General features: G+C 71.1%; 14 protein-coding genes. 5 read left to right on the top strand and 9 right to left on the bottom strand.

Annotation, left to right across the window (positions count from 1 at the left end; all coding sequences use genetic code 11):
* Nucleotides 1-83: 83 nt before the first annotated feature.
* The 3 genes from ACIBST_RS39765 to ACIBST_RS39755 all read right to left on the bottom strand — a co-directional run bounded on the left by ACIBST_RS39765 (nt 84) and on the right by ACIBST_RS39755 (nt 5,417).
* Complete coding sequence (locus ACIBST_RS39765) at nt 84-3,089, bottom strand: AfsR/SARP family transcriptional regulator (protein WP_397178715.1); 3,006 nt, start codon at nt 3,087-3,089, stop codon at nt 84-86.
* Between the two features lie 255 nt (nt 3,090-3,344).
* The gene (locus ACIBST_RS39760) at nt 3,345-3,989 is read right to left on the bottom strand and encodes a GNAT family protein (protein ID WP_352318377.1); all 645 of its coding nucleotides are present in this window, start codon (nt 3,987-3,989) and stop codon (nt 3,345-3,347) included.
* A 141-nt stretch (nt 3,990-4,130) separates the two neighbouring features.
* Nucleotides 4,131-5,417, bottom strand: a complete 1,287-nt coding sequence (locus ACIBST_RS39755) for a pyridoxal phosphate-dependent aminotransferase (RefSeq protein WP_397178714.1) — start codon at nt 5,415-5,417, stop codon at nt 4,131-4,133.
* Between the two features lie 79 nt (nt 5,418-5,496).
* On the opposite strand from ACIBST_RS39755, the gene ACIBST_RS39750 reads away from it, so the two are divergent.
* The 3 genes from ACIBST_RS39750 to ACIBST_RS39740 are packed head-to-tail and all read left to right on the top strand — an operon-like array spanning nt 5,497 to nt 8,111.
* Entirely contained in the window at nt 5,497-6,432 is a 936-nt protein-coding gene (locus ACIBST_RS39750; protein ID WP_397178713.1) for a LysR family transcriptional regulator, read from the top strand.
* 9 nt (nt 6,433-6,441) lie between these two features.
* Nucleotides 6,442-7,113 (top strand): ribonuclease HII, encoded by a 672-nt coding sequence (locus ACIBST_RS39745; protein ID WP_397178712.1) that lies wholly within the window; start codon nt 6,442-6,444, stop codon nt 7,111-7,113.
* A gap of 17 nt (nt 7,114-7,130) precedes the next feature.
* Nucleotides 7,131-8,111, top strand: a complete 981-nt coding sequence (locus ACIBST_RS39740; RefSeq protein ID WP_397178711.1) for an LLM class flavin-dependent oxidoreductase — start codon at nt 7,131-7,133, stop codon at nt 8,109-8,111.
* Nucleotides 8,112-8,146: 35 nt separating this feature from the next.
* Here the strand turns inward: ACIBST_RS39740 and ACIBST_RS39735 are convergent, their stop codons facing one another.
* From ACIBST_RS39735 to ACIBST_RS39725, 3 genes are all read right to left on the bottom strand, one after another.
* Nucleotides 8,147-8,533, bottom strand: a complete 387-nt coding sequence (locus tag ACIBST_RS39735; RefSeq protein WP_397178710.1) for an SCO5389 family protein — start codon at nt 8,531-8,533, stop codon at nt 8,147-8,149.
* A 77-nt stretch (nt 8,534-8,610) separates the two neighbouring features.
* Entirely contained in the window at nt 8,611-9,540 is a 930-nt protein-coding gene (locus ACIBST_RS39730; RefSeq protein ID WP_397178709.1) for an ATP-binding protein, read from the bottom strand.
* A gap of 98 nt (nt 9,541-9,638) precedes the next feature.
* Nucleotides 9,639-11,018 carry an LCP family protein gene (locus ACIBST_RS39725; RefSeq protein WP_397178708.1) on the bottom strand — a complete coding sequence of 460 codons (1,380 nt, stop codon included), beginning with the start codon at nt 11,016-11,018 and terminating at the stop codon, nt 9,639-9,641.
* A gap of 127 nt (nt 11,019-11,145) precedes the next feature.
* On the opposite strand from ACIBST_RS39725, the gene ACIBST_RS39720 reads away from it, so the two are divergent.
* Together ACIBST_RS39720 and ACIBST_RS39715 are read left to right on the top strand one after the other, a co-directional pair.
* Nucleotides 11,146-11,874 (top strand): class I SAM-dependent methyltransferase, encoded by a 729-nt coding sequence (locus ACIBST_RS39720; protein ID WP_397178707.1) that lies wholly within the window; start codon nt 11,146-11,148, stop codon nt 11,872-11,874.
* A 41-nt stretch (nt 11,875-11,915) separates the two neighbouring features.
* Nucleotides 11,916-13,346, top strand: a complete 1,431-nt coding sequence (locus ACIBST_RS39715) for an MFS transporter (RefSeq protein ID WP_397178706.1) — start codon at nt 11,916-11,918, stop codon at nt 13,344-13,346.
* Here the strand turns inward: ACIBST_RS39715 and ACIBST_RS39710 are convergent.
* The 3 genes from ACIBST_RS39710 to ACIBST_RS39700 form a co-directional block, all read right to left on the bottom strand.
* A complete protein-coding gene (locus tag ACIBST_RS39710; RefSeq protein ID WP_397178705.1) occupies nt 13,324-13,884 on the bottom strand; it encodes a hypothetical protein in 561 nt (186 codons plus the stop codon). The genes ACIBST_RS39715 and ACIBST_RS39710 overlap by 23 nt on opposite strands.
* Before the next feature lie 48 nt (nt 13,885-13,932).
* Nucleotides 13,933-14,607, bottom strand: a complete 675-nt coding sequence (locus ACIBST_RS39705; RefSeq protein ID WP_397178704.1) for a hypothetical protein — start codon at nt 14,605-14,607, stop codon at nt 13,933-13,935.
* An 84-nt stretch (nt 14,608-14,691) separates the two neighbouring features.
* Complete coding sequence (locus ACIBST_RS39700; protein WP_397178703.1) at nt 14,692-15,675, bottom strand: polyprenyl synthetase family protein; 984 nt, start codon at nt 15,673-15,675, stop codon at nt 14,692-14,694.
* Nucleotides 15,676-15,752: the final 77 nt, after the last annotated feature.

Below are 15,752 nucleotides of genomic sequence, written 5' to 3'. Positions count from 1 at the left end.
ACCGGCCGGGCTGCCATCGGCATTGACTAAGGACAGCCTTGATCAACCATGTGTGGATGACACGTCTGGACGACGAGCTGTACTCAGGACTCGACGACGGACCGTTCGACGGCGAAGCCGTCCAGCAGGAGCTTCAGGTCGCCGGCCTCGGGGGCGCCGAGCCTGGTGAAGACGTCGTGGGCCTGCCTGAGGCAGTCGAGGCTCCGCGCGGCGCTGCCCAGTCCGCGTAGCGCCCGGCCGAGCACGGTGAGCGAGAGCGCCTCGCCGTAGGGGTGGCCGATCTCGCGCGAGACCACGAGCGCCTGCTCGGCGTGGCGTACGGCGTCGGGGTAGCGCCCGGCGGCGATGAACGTCTCGGCCAGCCGGGAGCACACGCGCTGCTCCCAGACCCGCTGCTTGCTGGAGCGGAAGAAGGCCAGGCACTCGGCGTGGTGGTGCACCGCCTCGGTGAGCCGGCCGACCCGGCTGAGCACGATGCCCAGGTGGTAGCGGGCGCGGGCGGTGCCGGCGCCGCTGCCGATCTCGGTGAAGATGGCCAGGCCCTTCTCCGCCGCGGCGATGGCGTCGTCGGGGTGGCCGAGGCCCAGGTGGTCGCGGGCCGAGTAGCTGAGCACCAGGGCCTCGCCGGCGGGGACGCCGTTCTCGCGGTAGTAGCGGGAGGCGGCGTCGAACAGGGTGAGGGCCTCGGTGTGGCGGCGCTGCCGGCCGACGACGACGGCCAGCGCGTTGAGCACCTCGCCGGTGACGATCTTCTCGCCGCGGGCGTCGGAGAGCTCGTGCACGCGGCGGAAGTGGGTCTCGGACTCGGAGAGCTGGTTGCCGGCGAACAGCACCCGGCCCAGTACGTACCGGGAGCGCAGCTCGCTCGCCTCGTCGCCGAGGCTCAGGGCGGCGGCGAGCACGGCACGGGTGCCCTGGTCGAACTCGCGGGTGTGGCTGCCGGCCTCCAGCAGCGGCTCCATGGCCACCAGCATGTCGGCGGCGGGCAGCAGCTGCTCGCCGGCGGTGGAGGTGGTCGCGGCCTGGTTGATGGCCGCGAACAGCGAGTCGCCCTCGGAGATCAGCCAGGCCACGGCCTCGTCGACGGTGGTGAAGGTGAGCCCGCTGCCGACCACCGCCAGGTTGTCGGGGATCATGCTGCCCTCGTAGGCCAGCTGGTGGGCGGACCGGGACGAGGCCAGGTAGAAGCCGAGCAGCCGGCGCAGCGCCAGCGTCTTGTCCTCGGGACGCTCGGTCTTGTCCAGGACGCGCCTGGCGAACAGCCGCAGCAGGTCGTGGAAGCGGTAGCGGCCGGGCGCGGTGGCCTCCAGGAGGCTCATGTCGACCAGCGACTCCAGCAGCTCCTCGGCCTCGTACATGTTCATCGCCAGGACGGCCGCGGCGGCCCCGATCGAGATGTCGGGGCCCTTCGGCAGGGACAGCAGGCGGAAGGCGCGGGCCTGGGCGGGTTCGAGCTGGCCGTAGCCGAGCGCGAAGGTGGCCTCGACGCCCAGGCTGCCCACGCGCAGCTCGTCGAGGCGGCGCTGCTCGTCGGCCAGCCTGGGCACCAGCGAGGCGACCGTCCAGGAGGGGCGGGCGGCCAGGCGGGCGGCCACGATCCGGACGGCCAGCGGCAGGAAACCGCAGGCGGCGACCACGTCCATGGCGGCGCCGTGCTCGGCGGCCACCCGCTCGGGTCCGGCGACGGAGGAGAACAGCGAAAGCGCCTCGTCCGGCTCCATGACGTCGAGGTCGATCAGCCGGGCCGCGGGCAGGTCGGCCAGCTTGGCCCGGCTGGTGACGATCGTGGCGCAGCCCGGCGAGCCCGGCAGCAGCGGGCTGACCTGGTCGGCGTCGCGGGCGTTGTCCAGCAGCACGAGGATGCGCCGGTCGGACAGCAGCGAGCGGTAGAGCGCCGATCGTTCGGCCAGGCCGTCGGGGATGACGTCCGGCGGGATGCCGAGCGCGCGCAGGAAGCCGCCGAGCGCCGACTCCGGAGCGGTCACCTCGTCGCTGTGGCCGCGCAGGTCGGCGTAGAGCTGGCCGTCGGGGAACAGGTCGTCGGCCGCGTGCGCCACGTGGACGGCCAGCGTGGTCTTGCCGACGCCGCCGATGCCGCACAACGCCACCACCGGCACGCCCTCGGCCGACGACTGCGCGGACAGCAGGGTGTGGACGCGGACGGCCACCTCCTTGCGCCCGGTGAAGTCGTTGACCGCGGCCGGGAGCTGCGCCGGGCGGGGCAGTTCGAGCGCGGGCGGCTCCTCCTCGGCCGCGGGCTCGCCGGCGGCCTGCTCGGCCGGGTCGGCGGGCGGCGGCACGAGGGTGAGCGCCGGGTCGGCGGCCAGGATGCGCTGGTGGAGCGCGGTCAGCTCGCTGCCGGGCTCGATGCCCAGCTCGTCGATGAGCGCCTCGCGGGTCTCGGTGAACACGTTGAGGGCGTCGCCCTGCCGTCCGCACCGGTAGTAGGCCAGCATGAGCTGGGCGCGCAGCCGTTCGCGCAGGGGGTGCTCGGCGGTGAGCGCGATCAGCTCGGACACGACGGCGGCGTGCCCGCCCAGCTCCAGGTCGAGGTCCATGAGCGTCTCGATGACGCTGACGCGGCGTTCGGCCAGGCGGTCGCGCTGGTGCTCGGCGTACGGGCCGACGGCGCCGGCCAGCGGCTCGCCCTCGAACAGGGTCAGCGCGGACCGCATGCCCTCGGCGGCGGCGGAGAGCCGGCCGGCCTTGCGGGCGGTCTCGGCCTCGGCGATGCCGCGTTCGAAGCGGGTCAGGTCGAGCGCGTCGTCGGGCAGGCGGAGGGCGTAGCCCCGGCCGATGGAGGTCAGCAGCTCGGGACGGGAGCGGGCGGGCCTGTCGGGTTCGAGCACCGTGCGCAGGCGGGAGACGTACGTGCGTAGCGCGCCCAGGGCGCGGGGCGGCGCGTCCTCGCCCCACACGGCGTCGATCATCTCGGCGGGGGTGACCGCGCGGCCCTCCCTCAGGAGCAGCATGCCGAGGATCGAGCGTTGCAGCGGGGTGCCCAGGTCGAGTTCCTGCCCCTCGCGCCACGCGCGGACGGGACCGAGCACGGCGAACCGCAGCCCGCTCTCAACGCTCTGACCAGCCATGCCGTCTGTCTCCCGGGCAATGGAACGATTTGTGTCCAAATGATAGATCCAGTACCGCTTACCACCTAGAACTGGGCTGATCGCCGGAACGAACCGTTGATCCGCCTTTGATCCGGTGTTGACCGTGCCTCCGCATGCTGATGGCAGGCCGTACATGGCGCACCGACACGGGGGCGTGTCATGTAGAGCCGATGGGGACGCAGAAAAATACAGGCCCCGCCCGGAAAAGTATGGGCGGGGCCGTTGCCGATGTTCCTACGCTGCCTCTACCAGTCCGAGCCGCATGGCCAGCCGTTCTCGGACGAGCGGCCATTCGGAGTTCAGGATCGAGTAGAAGGCCGTATCTCGGACCGTGTTGTCGGCGCCTCGGCTATCCGCTCGCCGCACCCCGTCGAAGTGTGCGCCGAGGGCCTCGATGGCGGCCCGGGATCGGACGTTCCTGACATCTGCCTTGAGTGTGATGCGGTGGACGTTCCAGGTCTCGAAGGCGAGTGAGAGCATGAGGAACTTGCTCTCCCGGTTGACGCCGGTGCCCTGGGCGCAGGCGCCCAGCCAGGTGTAACCGATGTCCGCCACGGACGGGATGTCGCCCACCGCACCCCGTGTACCCGGAGGCCAGGGCATGGGGCCCTGCCAATACTCCAGGTGCATGAGACGGGTGGCACCGACCACGCGGTCGGTGTTCAGCCACCGGATGGCGAAGGGCAGCGTGCGGCCCTCCGCCTGCTCAGCCATGGCGGCCTCCACATAGGAGACCATCTCGTCCCGGCCGTCCGGGACGCGAGTGAAGGCGTAAGTGGAGCGGTCTTCACTCGCCGCGGCGACGAGATCGTCGATCACCGCGTGGCTGAGAGGTTCCAGGCGCACGGAGCGCCCGGACAAGGTGACAAGAGCGGGCATGAGCACATGATGAGGCTCGCGCGGCGCGCGCGTAACCAGGCTCTCGAACCCATCTTTCCCGGGTTTCTGAATGTGCGGTGTTTCCGCAGGTCAGAGGGCTGATTTGGTGGATGGTAAACCAGCTCTTGGGGAAAGATTCGCCTAACCGTGACATGGCGCCGGCACCAGCGCCGGGTGACGTTCACCCACGACGCCGTGACGGACCAGAGCGAGCTCCTTCAGGCCCATGGACAGATGGTTCAGATTCGCTGCGATCCACGGCAATTGCAGGGGATCTGTGCTGTTCAGCGCGGTCAGTCGTTCTTCGGGCGAGTCGCCGTAGAGCAGGCTCACCGCCACGCGTACCCGGGCGGCCGACGGGTCGTCGCCGAAGGCGTGTCCGGGAAGGACGCCGATGCCGTGCTCGTCCAGCAGGATGCGGGTGATCTCGGCGGAGCCGCCGAGCCTGAGGTGGCTCAGGTCGGGATAGAGGTAGAAGCCTCCCTGAGGACGCGGCACCGAGGCGCCGATCTCCGTGAACCGCTCGTGGACGGCCCGCGCCACGATGCCGTGCAACCTCCGGCTGCCGGCGACCCGGTCGGTCAGCTCGCGCGGCTCGTCGAAGGCGTAGGACGCGGCCTCCTGGACGGGCGCGGCCGGCGCCGACCAGATCTCGCTGGCCACCGCCAGCAGCCGGGTACGCAGCCCGTGCGCGCCCTCGGGCAGCCGGGCCACGCCGATCCGCCACCCGCCGAGCGCCAGGCTTTTGCTCAGCCCGGTGGTGATGATCGTGCGCTCGGGCGCGAGGTCGGCCGGCGAGGTGTAGCGGGCCGACTCGTCGTGGACGAGGTCGCGGTAGATCTCGTCGGAGATCACGATCAGGTCCAGCTCGCGCGCCACGGCCGCCAGCCGGGCGACGGTCTCCGGCCTGGCCAGCCGGCCGGTCGGGTTGTCGGGCAGCGTGACCAGCAGGGAGCTGACCGTCCTGCCCTCCGACCGGGCCCTCCGGACCGCCGCGACGACCAGGTCGGGGTCCGGCACCCCGCCCTCTCCTGGCGGTGCGGGCACCAGGATGGGACGGGAGCCCACCAGATCGGCCTGCGCGGCGTAGCTGACCCAGCTGGGCATGGGCAGGACGATGTCGCCGCCGATCGCCAGGAGCAGGCCGTACAGCAGCGACTTGCTGCCAGGTCCGCAGACGACCAGCTCGGGGTCGGTCAGGAGCCCCCGTCGTGTCCAGTAGCCCGCTGCCGCGGCCCGGAGCCCGGACGCGCCCGCGACCGGCCCGTAGCCGTTGCGCTCGGAAGCGGCGGCCAGCTTGTCGCGCAGCGCCGGGTGGACGGGCAGACCGGCCTCGCCGAAGGCCAGGTGCAGCACGCGCTCCCCGGCGCGCCGTCTTCGTTCGATGTCTTCGTTCGCCGCCAAGGTGGCGGACAAGGTCACGGTCATGTTTGTCACGTTCCCAGGGTGGTTGTATGAAGGCATCAGTACAAGCGAGGCTTTTTGTGGGTAGGTGTAAGGAAGTCTGATGCTCGAATTCCGGCGTTTGGCGCTGATCTGTGAGTTCGCTCGCCGGGGCAGCATCGCGGCCGCCGCCGAGTCGCTGGGCTACAGCCCGTCGGCCGTCTCCCAGCAGCTCGCGGCGCTCGAACGGGAGACCGGCACGGCGCTGATCGACAGAACCGCGCGCAGCGCGGAGCTGACCGACGCCGGACGCCGGCTCGTCCGGCACGCCGAACGCATCCTGTCAATGGTCGAGGAGGCCGAGTCCGACCTCTCCGCCCATGCGGGCACCCCCTCGGGGCGCGTCGTCGTCACCGCCTTCCCCACAGCGGCCGTGGCATTCGCGCCGGCGCTCGCGCGTTCGCTGCGCCGCCACACCGAGCTGACGCTCCGCCTGGGCCAGAGCAGGTCGGGACGGGGCATGCGGGAGGTCCAGTCGGGCGAGGTGGACATCGCCCTCGTCGACGACTGGTACGGGTCGGTCCGCGAGAGCGAGAGCCTGCGGGTCTTCCCCCTGCTGCGCGACCCCATCGTGCTGGTCGTGCCGCGCAGGCACCGGCTGGCCGACCCCGGAGTGCCGCTCGACCTGCGCGAGCTGCGCGACGAGCCGTGGATGGCCACCCCCGACGGCGAGCCCTCGCGCCTGGCCGTGGACCGGCTGTTCGTGGACGTCGGCGGCACCCGGCCGACGCCCTGGGAGTTCGAGGGGCTAGGGACGATCCTCTCCCTCGTCGCCAAGGGCATCGGCATCGCCGCGGTGCCCGCGCTCGCGCTGGCCGCCGGGGTGCGCGGGCTGGCGGTCAGGGAGTTCCCCGGCAACCCGGTCGGCCGCGACGTGCACGCGGTGGCCCGCAGGTCCAGCGTGCACCGGCCGTCGGTGTCGGTGACGTTGCGGGCGATCCACGTGGCCGCCCGGTACATCGCCGGCGACCTGGAGCCGGTGACCCCGGCCGAGCGGTAGCGTCTGCGCATGGCGCCGACGTACGAGATCGAGCAGCTCCTGCTGTCCATGCCGAGCACCCGCACGGTCGCGGGCGTCGACGAGGTGGGCAGGGGCGCGTGGGCGGGGCCGGTGACGGTCTGCGCCGTCGTGACCGATCTGTCCGAGCCGCCGCCCGGCCTGACCGACTCCAAGCAGGTCTCGGCCGCCAAGCGCGGCCCGCTCGCCGACGAGCTGACCGCGTGGGCGGCCGGCATCGGGTTCGGCGAGGCGAGCCACGCCGAGATCGACGCGCTCGGCATGACCGAGGCGCTGCGCAGGGCCGCCCGCCGGGCGCTCGAAGCCCTGCCGGTGCGCCCCGACGCCGTGATCCTCGACGGCAAGCACGACTACATCGGCGCCCCCTGGCCGGTCCGCCTGGAGATCAGGGGCGACGCGGCCAGCGTCTCGGTCGCGGCGGCCTCGGTCCTGGCCAAGGTACGCCGCGACGCCTACATGGGGACGATCGGGCACGACGAGTACGGCTTCGCGGACAACGCCGGATACCCCTCGCCCGCGCACCAGGACGCCCTGGCCCGCCTCGGCCCCACGCCGCACCACCGGCTCTCCTGGTCCTACCTGGACGACCTGCCGCAATGGCGGCATCTGAAGCAGGCCAGGGATCCGCTCGTGGGCGAAGGGCAGGCGGCGCTGTTCGGCTGAGCCGTAGGATCGGGGGAGTGCGGATCGGGATCTTCGTCATCGCGGCCTGCTTTCCCGGCCAGGATCCAGGGCAGGTCCTGCGGAACTCGGTTGAGCTCATCGAGGCCGCCGAGGCGGCCGGGTTCCACGACGCCTGGATCGCCGAGCACCACTTCATGTCCTACGGCGTGTGCCCGTCGGCGGTCACGCTGGCCGCCGTGGCGGCGGGGCGTACCAGCCGGATCGGGCTCGGCACGGCGGTGAGCGTGCTGTCCTCGCACCATCCCGTGGCGCTGGCCGAGCAGGCGGCCATGCTCCACCACCTGTCGGGCGGGCGGTTCACGCCGGGCGTCGGCAGGGGCGGCCCGTGGGTCGACCTGGAGGTGTTCGGCACCGGGCTCGACCGGTTCGAGCGGGGCTTCGCCGAGTCGCTCGACCTGCTGGTCGAGGCCCTGTCGGCGGGGTCGGTGGCGGCCGAGGGGGAGTTCTTCCGGTTCAGGGAGGTCGCCCTGGTGCCGCGGGCCCGGCTGCGGCCCGTAGTGGCGTGCACGTCGGGCTCGACGGTGGCGCTGGCGGCCGAGCGCGGGCTGCCGATGCTGCTCGGCATGCACATCGGCGACCACGATAAGGCCCTGCTGGTCGCCGAGCACGTCGCTCGCGGCGGGAGCCCGGCGGGGCACCTGGCGGCCGGGGTGGCGCACGTGGCCGACTCGACCGAGGCGGCCGTCCGCGAGCTGAGGGAGTCGATGCCCGCGTGGCTGGGCCCCGGGCTGGCCGGTTACGTTCCGGTGGACGGCCGGCCGCGCCCCTCGCGGGACGTCGCCGCCTACGTCGACCTGCTGACGCGCATCCATCCGGTCGGCTCGCCCGCCCACTGCGCCGAGGTGCTGCTGCGCACGGCCGAGAGCACCGGGATCGAGCACGTGATCCTGACCGTGGAGGGCATCGGCGACCACCGGCGGGCCCTGGAGGACGTGCGCCGCCTCGGCGCCGAGGTCCTGCCCCTGTTGGACGACTGACGGGCGAGCCGGGAGGCCCCGGCTCGCCCGTGGGTTCAGCAGTCGACCAGCTCCGGTTTCTGGTTGAGGATCTGGGCCCGCGGGGTGACGAACTCGTCGAGGGCCTTGGTGGCCGCCGGGTCGAAGACGGCGACCCGGTGGCAGTTCTGGAAGGCCAGCCGTACGCCGAAGTGGCGTTCGAGCGCGCCGCGCATCGCGTCGCTCGCCAGACACCGCAGGAGCTGGCCGCGTGCCTCCTCGGACGGCGGTGGCACCTGGTTGTCGGTGAACTCGGCTCCGCTCTGCGCGCGCTCGGCGACCAGCTCGCTGATCAGCGACCACGCGTAGGGGAGTGAGTCGCGGACGCAGGCGACGAACGCGGCGTCGTCCACGTCTCCGGCTCGGGCCTGGTCCAGCAGATCGTTCGGGACGGTCAGCGACATGCTGTCTCCTCTCGAAGGGGATCGAATCTGACGTTATGTGGGAGAAGGGGGCAGCTCCAGAGCCCTGGAGGTGCGTTTTAGGGGCCGTAGACGAAGTCAGGATCGATCTGCTCGGCCAGGTCGGCTCCCGTGCGGGCGTTGGCCCACGCGCGGGCGTTGCGCAGGTGGAACTCCGCGGTCTGGCGGCCGAAGCGCGGCCAGTCCTTCTCCTGCGCGTCGAGGGTCTTGCGCAGGACGGCCAGCGCGTCGGTGTTGGCCGGCTCCAGGTCGTCGAGCGTGAAGTGGCGGCCCTGCTCCATGGCGCGCACCGCCGAGGAGTGCTCCATCCAGGTCAGCAGGTCGTCGCCCACGTGCGCGCGCAGGAACTCCACGTCGGACGGGCCGTGGACCTTGTTGCCGACCACGGCGAGCGCGACGTCGTACTTGGCGGCGTGGTCGCGGTACTGCTGGTAGACGCTCACGCCCTGCCTGGTGGGCTCGGCGACGAGGAAGGTCAGGTCGAACCGGGTGAACAGCCCGGAGGCGAAGGAGTCGGAGCCGGCGGTCATGTCGACCACGACGTATTCGCCCTGGCCGTCGACCAGGTGGTTGAGCAGCAGCTCCACCGCGCCGACCTTCGAGTGGTAGCAGGCCACGCCGAGGTCGTCGTCGTTGAACGGGCCGGTGGCCAGCAGGCGCAGGCCGTGGGGGGTGGTCACGGCGTAGTCGAGTGCGGCCAGGTCGTCGAAGCTCAGCAGGCGCGAGCCGCGGCCCGGCGGGGTGGTCTTGACCATGGTCTCGGCCGAGGCGATGCGCGGGTTGTCGCCGCGCAGCAGGTCTTTGATCTCGGTGAGGTGGGCCCCGAGCGGCTCGGGCTGGGCGTCGAGGCCGAGCACCAGGGCCAGGTGCTGGTTGATGTCGGCGTCCATGACGACCACCGGGTCGCCCTGGGCCGCCACGTGCCGCGCGAACAGCGCCGAGATCGTCGTCTTCCCGCTGCCGCCCTTGCCGACGAATGCCACTCTCACGTGCGCTCCTGAAATGACGATGAAAATCGTTTCCGTTGGGCCCGCGCACCATCATGCCACACTCCGTACTGGAGTGATGGCTGTCGGAAAGGTGAGGGTCAGCCGCAGGCGGCGTCCAGGCTGACCGGGTTCTCCGGGTTCTGGGTCGGGGCGGCGGAGTGGTGCGCGCTGGCCGACCGGTTGGCCGGGCGCTCGTCCAGGGCCTCGGAGACCTTGCGCCTGATCAGGTACCAGTCGGGCGTGACCGTGCTGATCAGCGGCGGGACGAAGCTGAGGCTCCGGATCCTGGTGTCCTTCACCTTGTCCGACAGCTCGATCAGGGCGGGCAGCAGGTCCTGGGGCACGTCGCTGGAGATGGCCCGCTTGGTGGCCGCGGCCAGCTTCTCGAAGCTCTTGAGCACGGTCATCGGATCGGCCTGCTTGGCGACCGCGTTGAGCAGGCACTTCTGGCGGCCCATGCGGACGTAGTCGTCGCTGTCGGTGCGGGAGCGGCCGTACCAGAGGGCTTCCTCGCCGGACAGTTTGCGGGTGCCCGCGGGCAGCAGGCCCTCGCGGTACCTGCCGTACACGATGGGGTCCTTGACGGTGACCCGGACGCCGCCCATCGCGTCGATGATCTCGGCGAAGCCCTTCATGTCGACCATGGCGTAGTAGCTGACCGGGATGCCGAGAATGTCGCTGACCGTGCGCTTGAGCAGCGACGGGCCGCGCTTGCCCCTGCCCACGCCGGGGACCATCTCCGGGTGGTCCTCGGCGTACTGGAAGATCTCGTTGAGCAGGCCGGGGGTGCTGGGGCCGTCGCCGGTGAAGCCGAAGGGGAAGCGGCTCCTGGCCGGGCCGTGCGGGAGCTGGACCCGCTGCAGGTTGCGCGGCAGGCCGAACAGGGTGGTGGCGCCGGTCTCGGTGTCCACGCTGGCCACGGTCATGCTGTCGGTGCGCACGCCGGGCCGGCCGGGGGCGGCGTCCGCGCCGATCAGCAGGAAGTTGACGCGCTCCGCGCCGTTCCACGGGTCCTGGGCGACGACGGGGGCGCTGCTGGTGGTGGTGGCGAAGACGTGGCTGACGACGTCGCGGGACAGGTAGGCCATGCGGGTGGCGTACGCGGTGGGGGCCAGGACGAGCGCGCAGAGGGCGGCGGCGAGCGTGGTGGTCAGGAAACGCCCGGCCGTGTCGGAGGACTCCGGACGGACCAGCAGGAACGACCGGATGATCACGGCGGTCCAGGCGAGCGCGATCCCGACCAGCGCCACGGTGAGCACCGTGAGCCAGCCGGGCTGGACCGCCAGCGACAGCAGGCGGGTGCTGAACGCCGTGAACACCGTCAGGACGCCGGCCAGCATCAGCACGTAGGCCGCCATGAGGGCGATGCCCGTCCGGTGACGGTGGGTGGCCAGGTGCGCCACCCCCCAGAGCGCGGCCGACGCCACCGTCAGCGCGATGCTCGCTCCTAGGCCGAATTCGCGTTTTTTCCCTGTCATGCCTGGTCAAACCCCCAATGCCAGCCCATCCAAGTCACCATAGTTATTGCGTTGCGGGCCAATTGAGGGTGAAGGGGAAGTGTTTGCTCAATTCCCGGTCAAGACCATCTTGAGATATAACGTGAGTGTGAGCACTCGACACGGTAGCTACGGATTCGACGCGCCGTGGGCCCTCGGCGGACTGCTCTTCGGGGCGGTCGTCCTGCTGGCTCTCGCGGCGCTCTCCTTCGTGCTGGACATCCCCGCCGCCGGGATCGCCTTCGCCTTCGGCGGGCTCTACACGCTGGCCAGCGCGGCCAGCTACCTCTACACCACGCGCCGGGGCAAGTTCGCCGTCTGGGCCGAGCTGCTGGCGCCGCTCGAAGGCGGTGAGCGGGTGCTCGACCTCGGCTGCGGACGCGGCGCTGTGCTGCTGGCCGCCGCCGCCCGGCTCACCTCCGGCCGGGCCGCCGGCGTCGACCTGTGGAGCTCTAAGGACCAGTCGGGCAACGCCGCGGCCGTCACCCTGGCCAACGCCGCGGCCGAAGGCGTCGCCGACCGGATCGCCCTGGTCACGGGCGACATGCGTGCCCTGCCGTTCGAGGACGGCGCGTTCGACGTCATCGTGTCGAGCCTGGCGATCCACAACATCCCCTCCGCGCAAGGCCGCGAGCAGGCGGTCAGGGAGGCCCATCGGGTGCTGCGGCCCGGCGGGCTCATGCTGATCGCCGACTTCCGGCACGCGCCCGACTACGAGGACGCCCTGCGCGGCCTGGGCGTGATCGACATCCGCCGGCGCGACCTGGGCGCCCGCCTGTGGTACGGCGGCCCCTGGTTCGGCACCACCCTGGTCGAGGCCAGAAAACCTGCCTTGTAGGGAACGTTTGCCGTCCGTTTACCGGGTACCCAGATGCCCTTATGAGCGACGTGGATACCGGCACCGTAACCACCAAGGTGCCCGCACGGCTGGACCGGCTGCCGTGGTCCCGCTGGCACTGGATGATCGTCATCGGTCTCGGCACCGTATGGGTGCTCGACGGGTTGGAGGTCACCATCGTCGGCAACCTGTCCGGGCAGCTCGCCAAGCCCGGCAGCGGCCTGGACATCACCCAGGCGCAGGTCGCCGGCCTCGCCGCGGCCCTCTACGTGGCCGGGGCCTGCGCGGGGGCGCTGTTCTTCGGCTGGCTGACCGACAAGTTCGGCAGGAAGAAGCTGTTCCTGCTGACACTCGTGGTCTACCTCGCGGCGACGCTGATGACCGCCCTGTCCTTCGACGCCTGGTGGTTCTTCCTGTTCCGCTTCATGACCGGCTTCGGCATCGGCGGCGAGTACGCGGCCATCAACTCGGCCATCGACGAGCTGATCCCGAGCCACCACCGGGGACGCATCGACATCATCATCAACGGCAGCTACTGGCTCGGCGCGGCGGGCGGCGCCCTGCTGACCGTGCCGCTGCTGAACGACCTGCCGGTCAACATCGGCTGGCGGGTGGCGTTCGGGCTGGGCGTGGTGCTCGGCCTGGCCATCCTGCTGGTGCGCAAGAACGTCCCGGAGAGCCCGCGCTGGCTGTTCATCCACGGCCGCGACCGCGAGGCCGAGCAGATCGTGGACGACATCGAGCGCCGGATCGGCGGCGACCTGCCCGAGCCGCAGGAGTCGATGACCATCCACCAGCGCAGGTCGATCGGCTTCCTGAAGATCGCGCACACGATGGTCGCGCTCTACCCCAAGCGCACGGTACTCGGGTTGTCGCTCTTCATCGGCCAGGCGTTCCTCTACAACGCGATCACCTTCGGGTACGCCCAGATCCTGACCACGTTCTTCAAGATCGACTCGCACACGGGCTACTACTTCGCGATCATCGCGGTCGGCAACTTCCTCGGCCCGCTGCTGCTCGGCAGGCTGTTCGACACCGTCGGCCGGGTCCCCATGATCTCGGCGACCTACATCGGCTCCGGGGTGCTGCTGCTCGGCACCGCCTGGCTGTTCAACCAGGGCGCGCTGACCGCGATGACGCTGACCCTCTGCTGGTCGGTGGTGCTCTTCGTGGCCTCGGCGGGGGCCAGCGCGGCGTACCTGACGGTGAGCGAGATCTTCCCCATGGAGACCAGGGCGATGGCCATCGCGTTCTTCTTCGCCATCGGCACGGCCGCCGGCGGCATCGCCGGCCCGCTCGTGTTCGCCTCGCTGGTCGAGAGCGGCGCGCCGGGCGACACGGCGCTGGCGTTCTCGATCGGCGCGATCGTGATGATCGTCGCGGGTCTGGTCGAGCTGGCCTTCGGGGTCAAGGCCGAGCGCAAGGGCCTGGAGGAGATCGCCGCGCCGCTCACCGCCGCGCGGGCCGCATGACCCGCAGCACCTGGGTGCTGTCGGCCAGGTACAGGTGCGGCACGTCCACGAACACCCGCATCGGCCCGCGGTCCAGCTCCAGGTCGCGGGCCATGGTCGCGTGCACGTCGGCGAGCGGCAGGTAGTTGAGGTAGCTGGTGAAGGCGTTCTGGGAGCGGAAGGTCGCGGTCATGGCGAGCGCGCCGTCCCGGATCCGGAACGCCACGCCGATCAGGCAGGGCACCGCGTCGTACGGCTCGCCGGGGATGGTCAGCGAGATCCACGCGCTCTTGCTGTACGGCTTGACCCGCAGCAGGTCGGCCGCCCAGGCGAGCTGCCCCCTGATCCGGGCGCCGTAGCTGTACTTGAACGGCGGCACGACCACGTCCTCGCTGAACTTCCTGCTGTAGAGGGCCAGCCGGTCCGCGTCGCCGTACCGTGCGATGATCGGGTCGTCGCCCCTCACCTCGGCGATCTCGAACAGCACGGACGGGGCCTCGATCACGGGGCCGCGGTCGTCGTCGGCGAGTGTGCCCGCCGTCCAGACATGTCGCATCATCCACATCCACGCCTCCCCACATGACGCCCATAACGCAGGGCCGGGCATTCAGGTCTCCTGATCCGGGAACTCGTAGGGGTCGCGCGGGGGCCGGCGCCGCCTGGACACGTTGCAGCGCACGTAGTAGACGGCGTAGTGGACCAGCGTGACGAGGAGGATGCCGAAGGTGAGCAGGAGCAGGTTGGGCGCCTGCCCGCACAGGCCGGTGAGGCCCACCGTCAGGTAGGTGGAGTTCGCCAGCGCCAGCGTCGTCACGTTGATCCCGGGCCAGGCCAGCGGCGCGTACGTCTCCGGGAAGCGGGGGTCGATCGGCAGGTTCGGGCTCCAGCCGAGCCGGTCCTTGAGCCTGGAGGCGTACAGCAGGCGGAAGTTGTTGATCGCGCGGGCCGTCCTGGCGTGCGCGCGGACCGCCTCGATCAGCCGCAGGAACGGCAGCACGCTGAGCAGCCCGAACGCCGTGACCAGGGCGAACAGGTACCACGGCACGCGCTGCCACTCCGTGAGGCTCTGCGGGTCCACCACCTTGGCGCTGGTCAGGGCGATGGCCGCCAGGAACGGCCCCGACAACAGGCTCATGGCGAGCCTGGTCATCTTCAGCCGTTCTTCCTTCGCGGCCAGGTGGACCGCGTAGATGCCGGTGAAGTCCACGGCGGCGAGCTGGAGGAAGTGACTGGACTCAAGCCCGTCGTCCCGGATCATCATGCGATGGGGGATCTTTCGCATGTGCGCTCCTGTAGTGCGTGACTCCAGTATTAGCGCGATTCGCCGGGTTGTGGAGGCGATTTCTACCAATTGTTCCAACAAATCTCAACTGACGCCCGTCAACTGCGACGACACCCCCGCGACGTGGTCGATGTAGGCCGTCGGGAGGCCGTACAGCAGGGCCGCGATCTCCCTGTCGTGGATCACCGGGAGGGCGGCCAGCGCGTCCGCGGCCAGGCCCCGGCAGAACTCCAGCGTGTTGGCCACCAGGTCGCCCGCGCGCAGCCGGCGCAGCGCCTCCTCCACCTGCGCGTCGCTCATGTCGCGGCCGAGCAGGTCGCCGAGATCGGTGCCCGACAGCAGCAGCGGCAGGCTGTAGACGCCCTGCCGCAGGTCGTTGCCGACCGGCTTGCCGAGCTGGGCGCTGGAGGCGGTCAGGTCGAGCAGGTCGTCCAGCACCTGGAAGATCAGCCCGAACTTCTCGCCGTACGCCGCCACGCGTGCCCGGTCCTCGGTCGAAGCCCGCGCGCAGACGGCCGCCACCAGGCAGCCGGCCCGGAACAGCGCGGCGGTCTTGCCGGTGATCGAACGCAGCGCGCTCTCCCTGGTCCTGGCGGGGTTGAACAGGTCGCTCGTCTCCAGGTACTGGCCCTCGGCCAGCTCCACCACGGTGGCCGCGAGCACCTCGGCGACCGGCCTGGACACCGCGGTGATGGCCGCCAGACCCGCCCTGGCCAGCATGAAGTCGCCGATCACCAGGGCCTTGCCCTCGCCCAGCTCGGCGTTGAGCGTACGGGTGCCGCGCCGCTCGGTCGCCCGGTCCATGAGGTCGTCGTGCACGAGCGAGCCGGCGTGGATCAGCTCGACGCACGCGGCGGCCGTGATCACCCGGCGGTCGGGGGCCTTGCCGAGGGCGAGCGAGGTCGCCAGCGTCAGGGCCGGACGCAACCGCTTGCCTCCGGCGCTGACGATCCGCCCGGCGCCCGCGTTGATCCCCGGCAGCGCGGACGAGCCGCTGAGCCGTCTGATCCTGGCCTCGACCCTGCGCAGACCCTGGCTGACGGCGGGGCTGTTCACGAGTTGCTCCATGGGACCAAGCCTGCTCCCGCGCCGCTGTGCCCCTCCTGAGAGACGCTGAGGACGCTCTCAGCCCTTGACCCTGACAT

Source organism: Nonomuraea sp. NPDC049684 (assembly GCF_044465345.1).
Taxonomy (GTDB): Bacteria; Actinomycetota; Actinomycetes; order Streptosporangiales; family Streptosporangiaceae; genus Nonomuraea.
The sequence above is the reverse complement of the archived record's forward strand: the minus strand, read 5'-3'. Positions and strand labels throughout refer to the sequence as shown.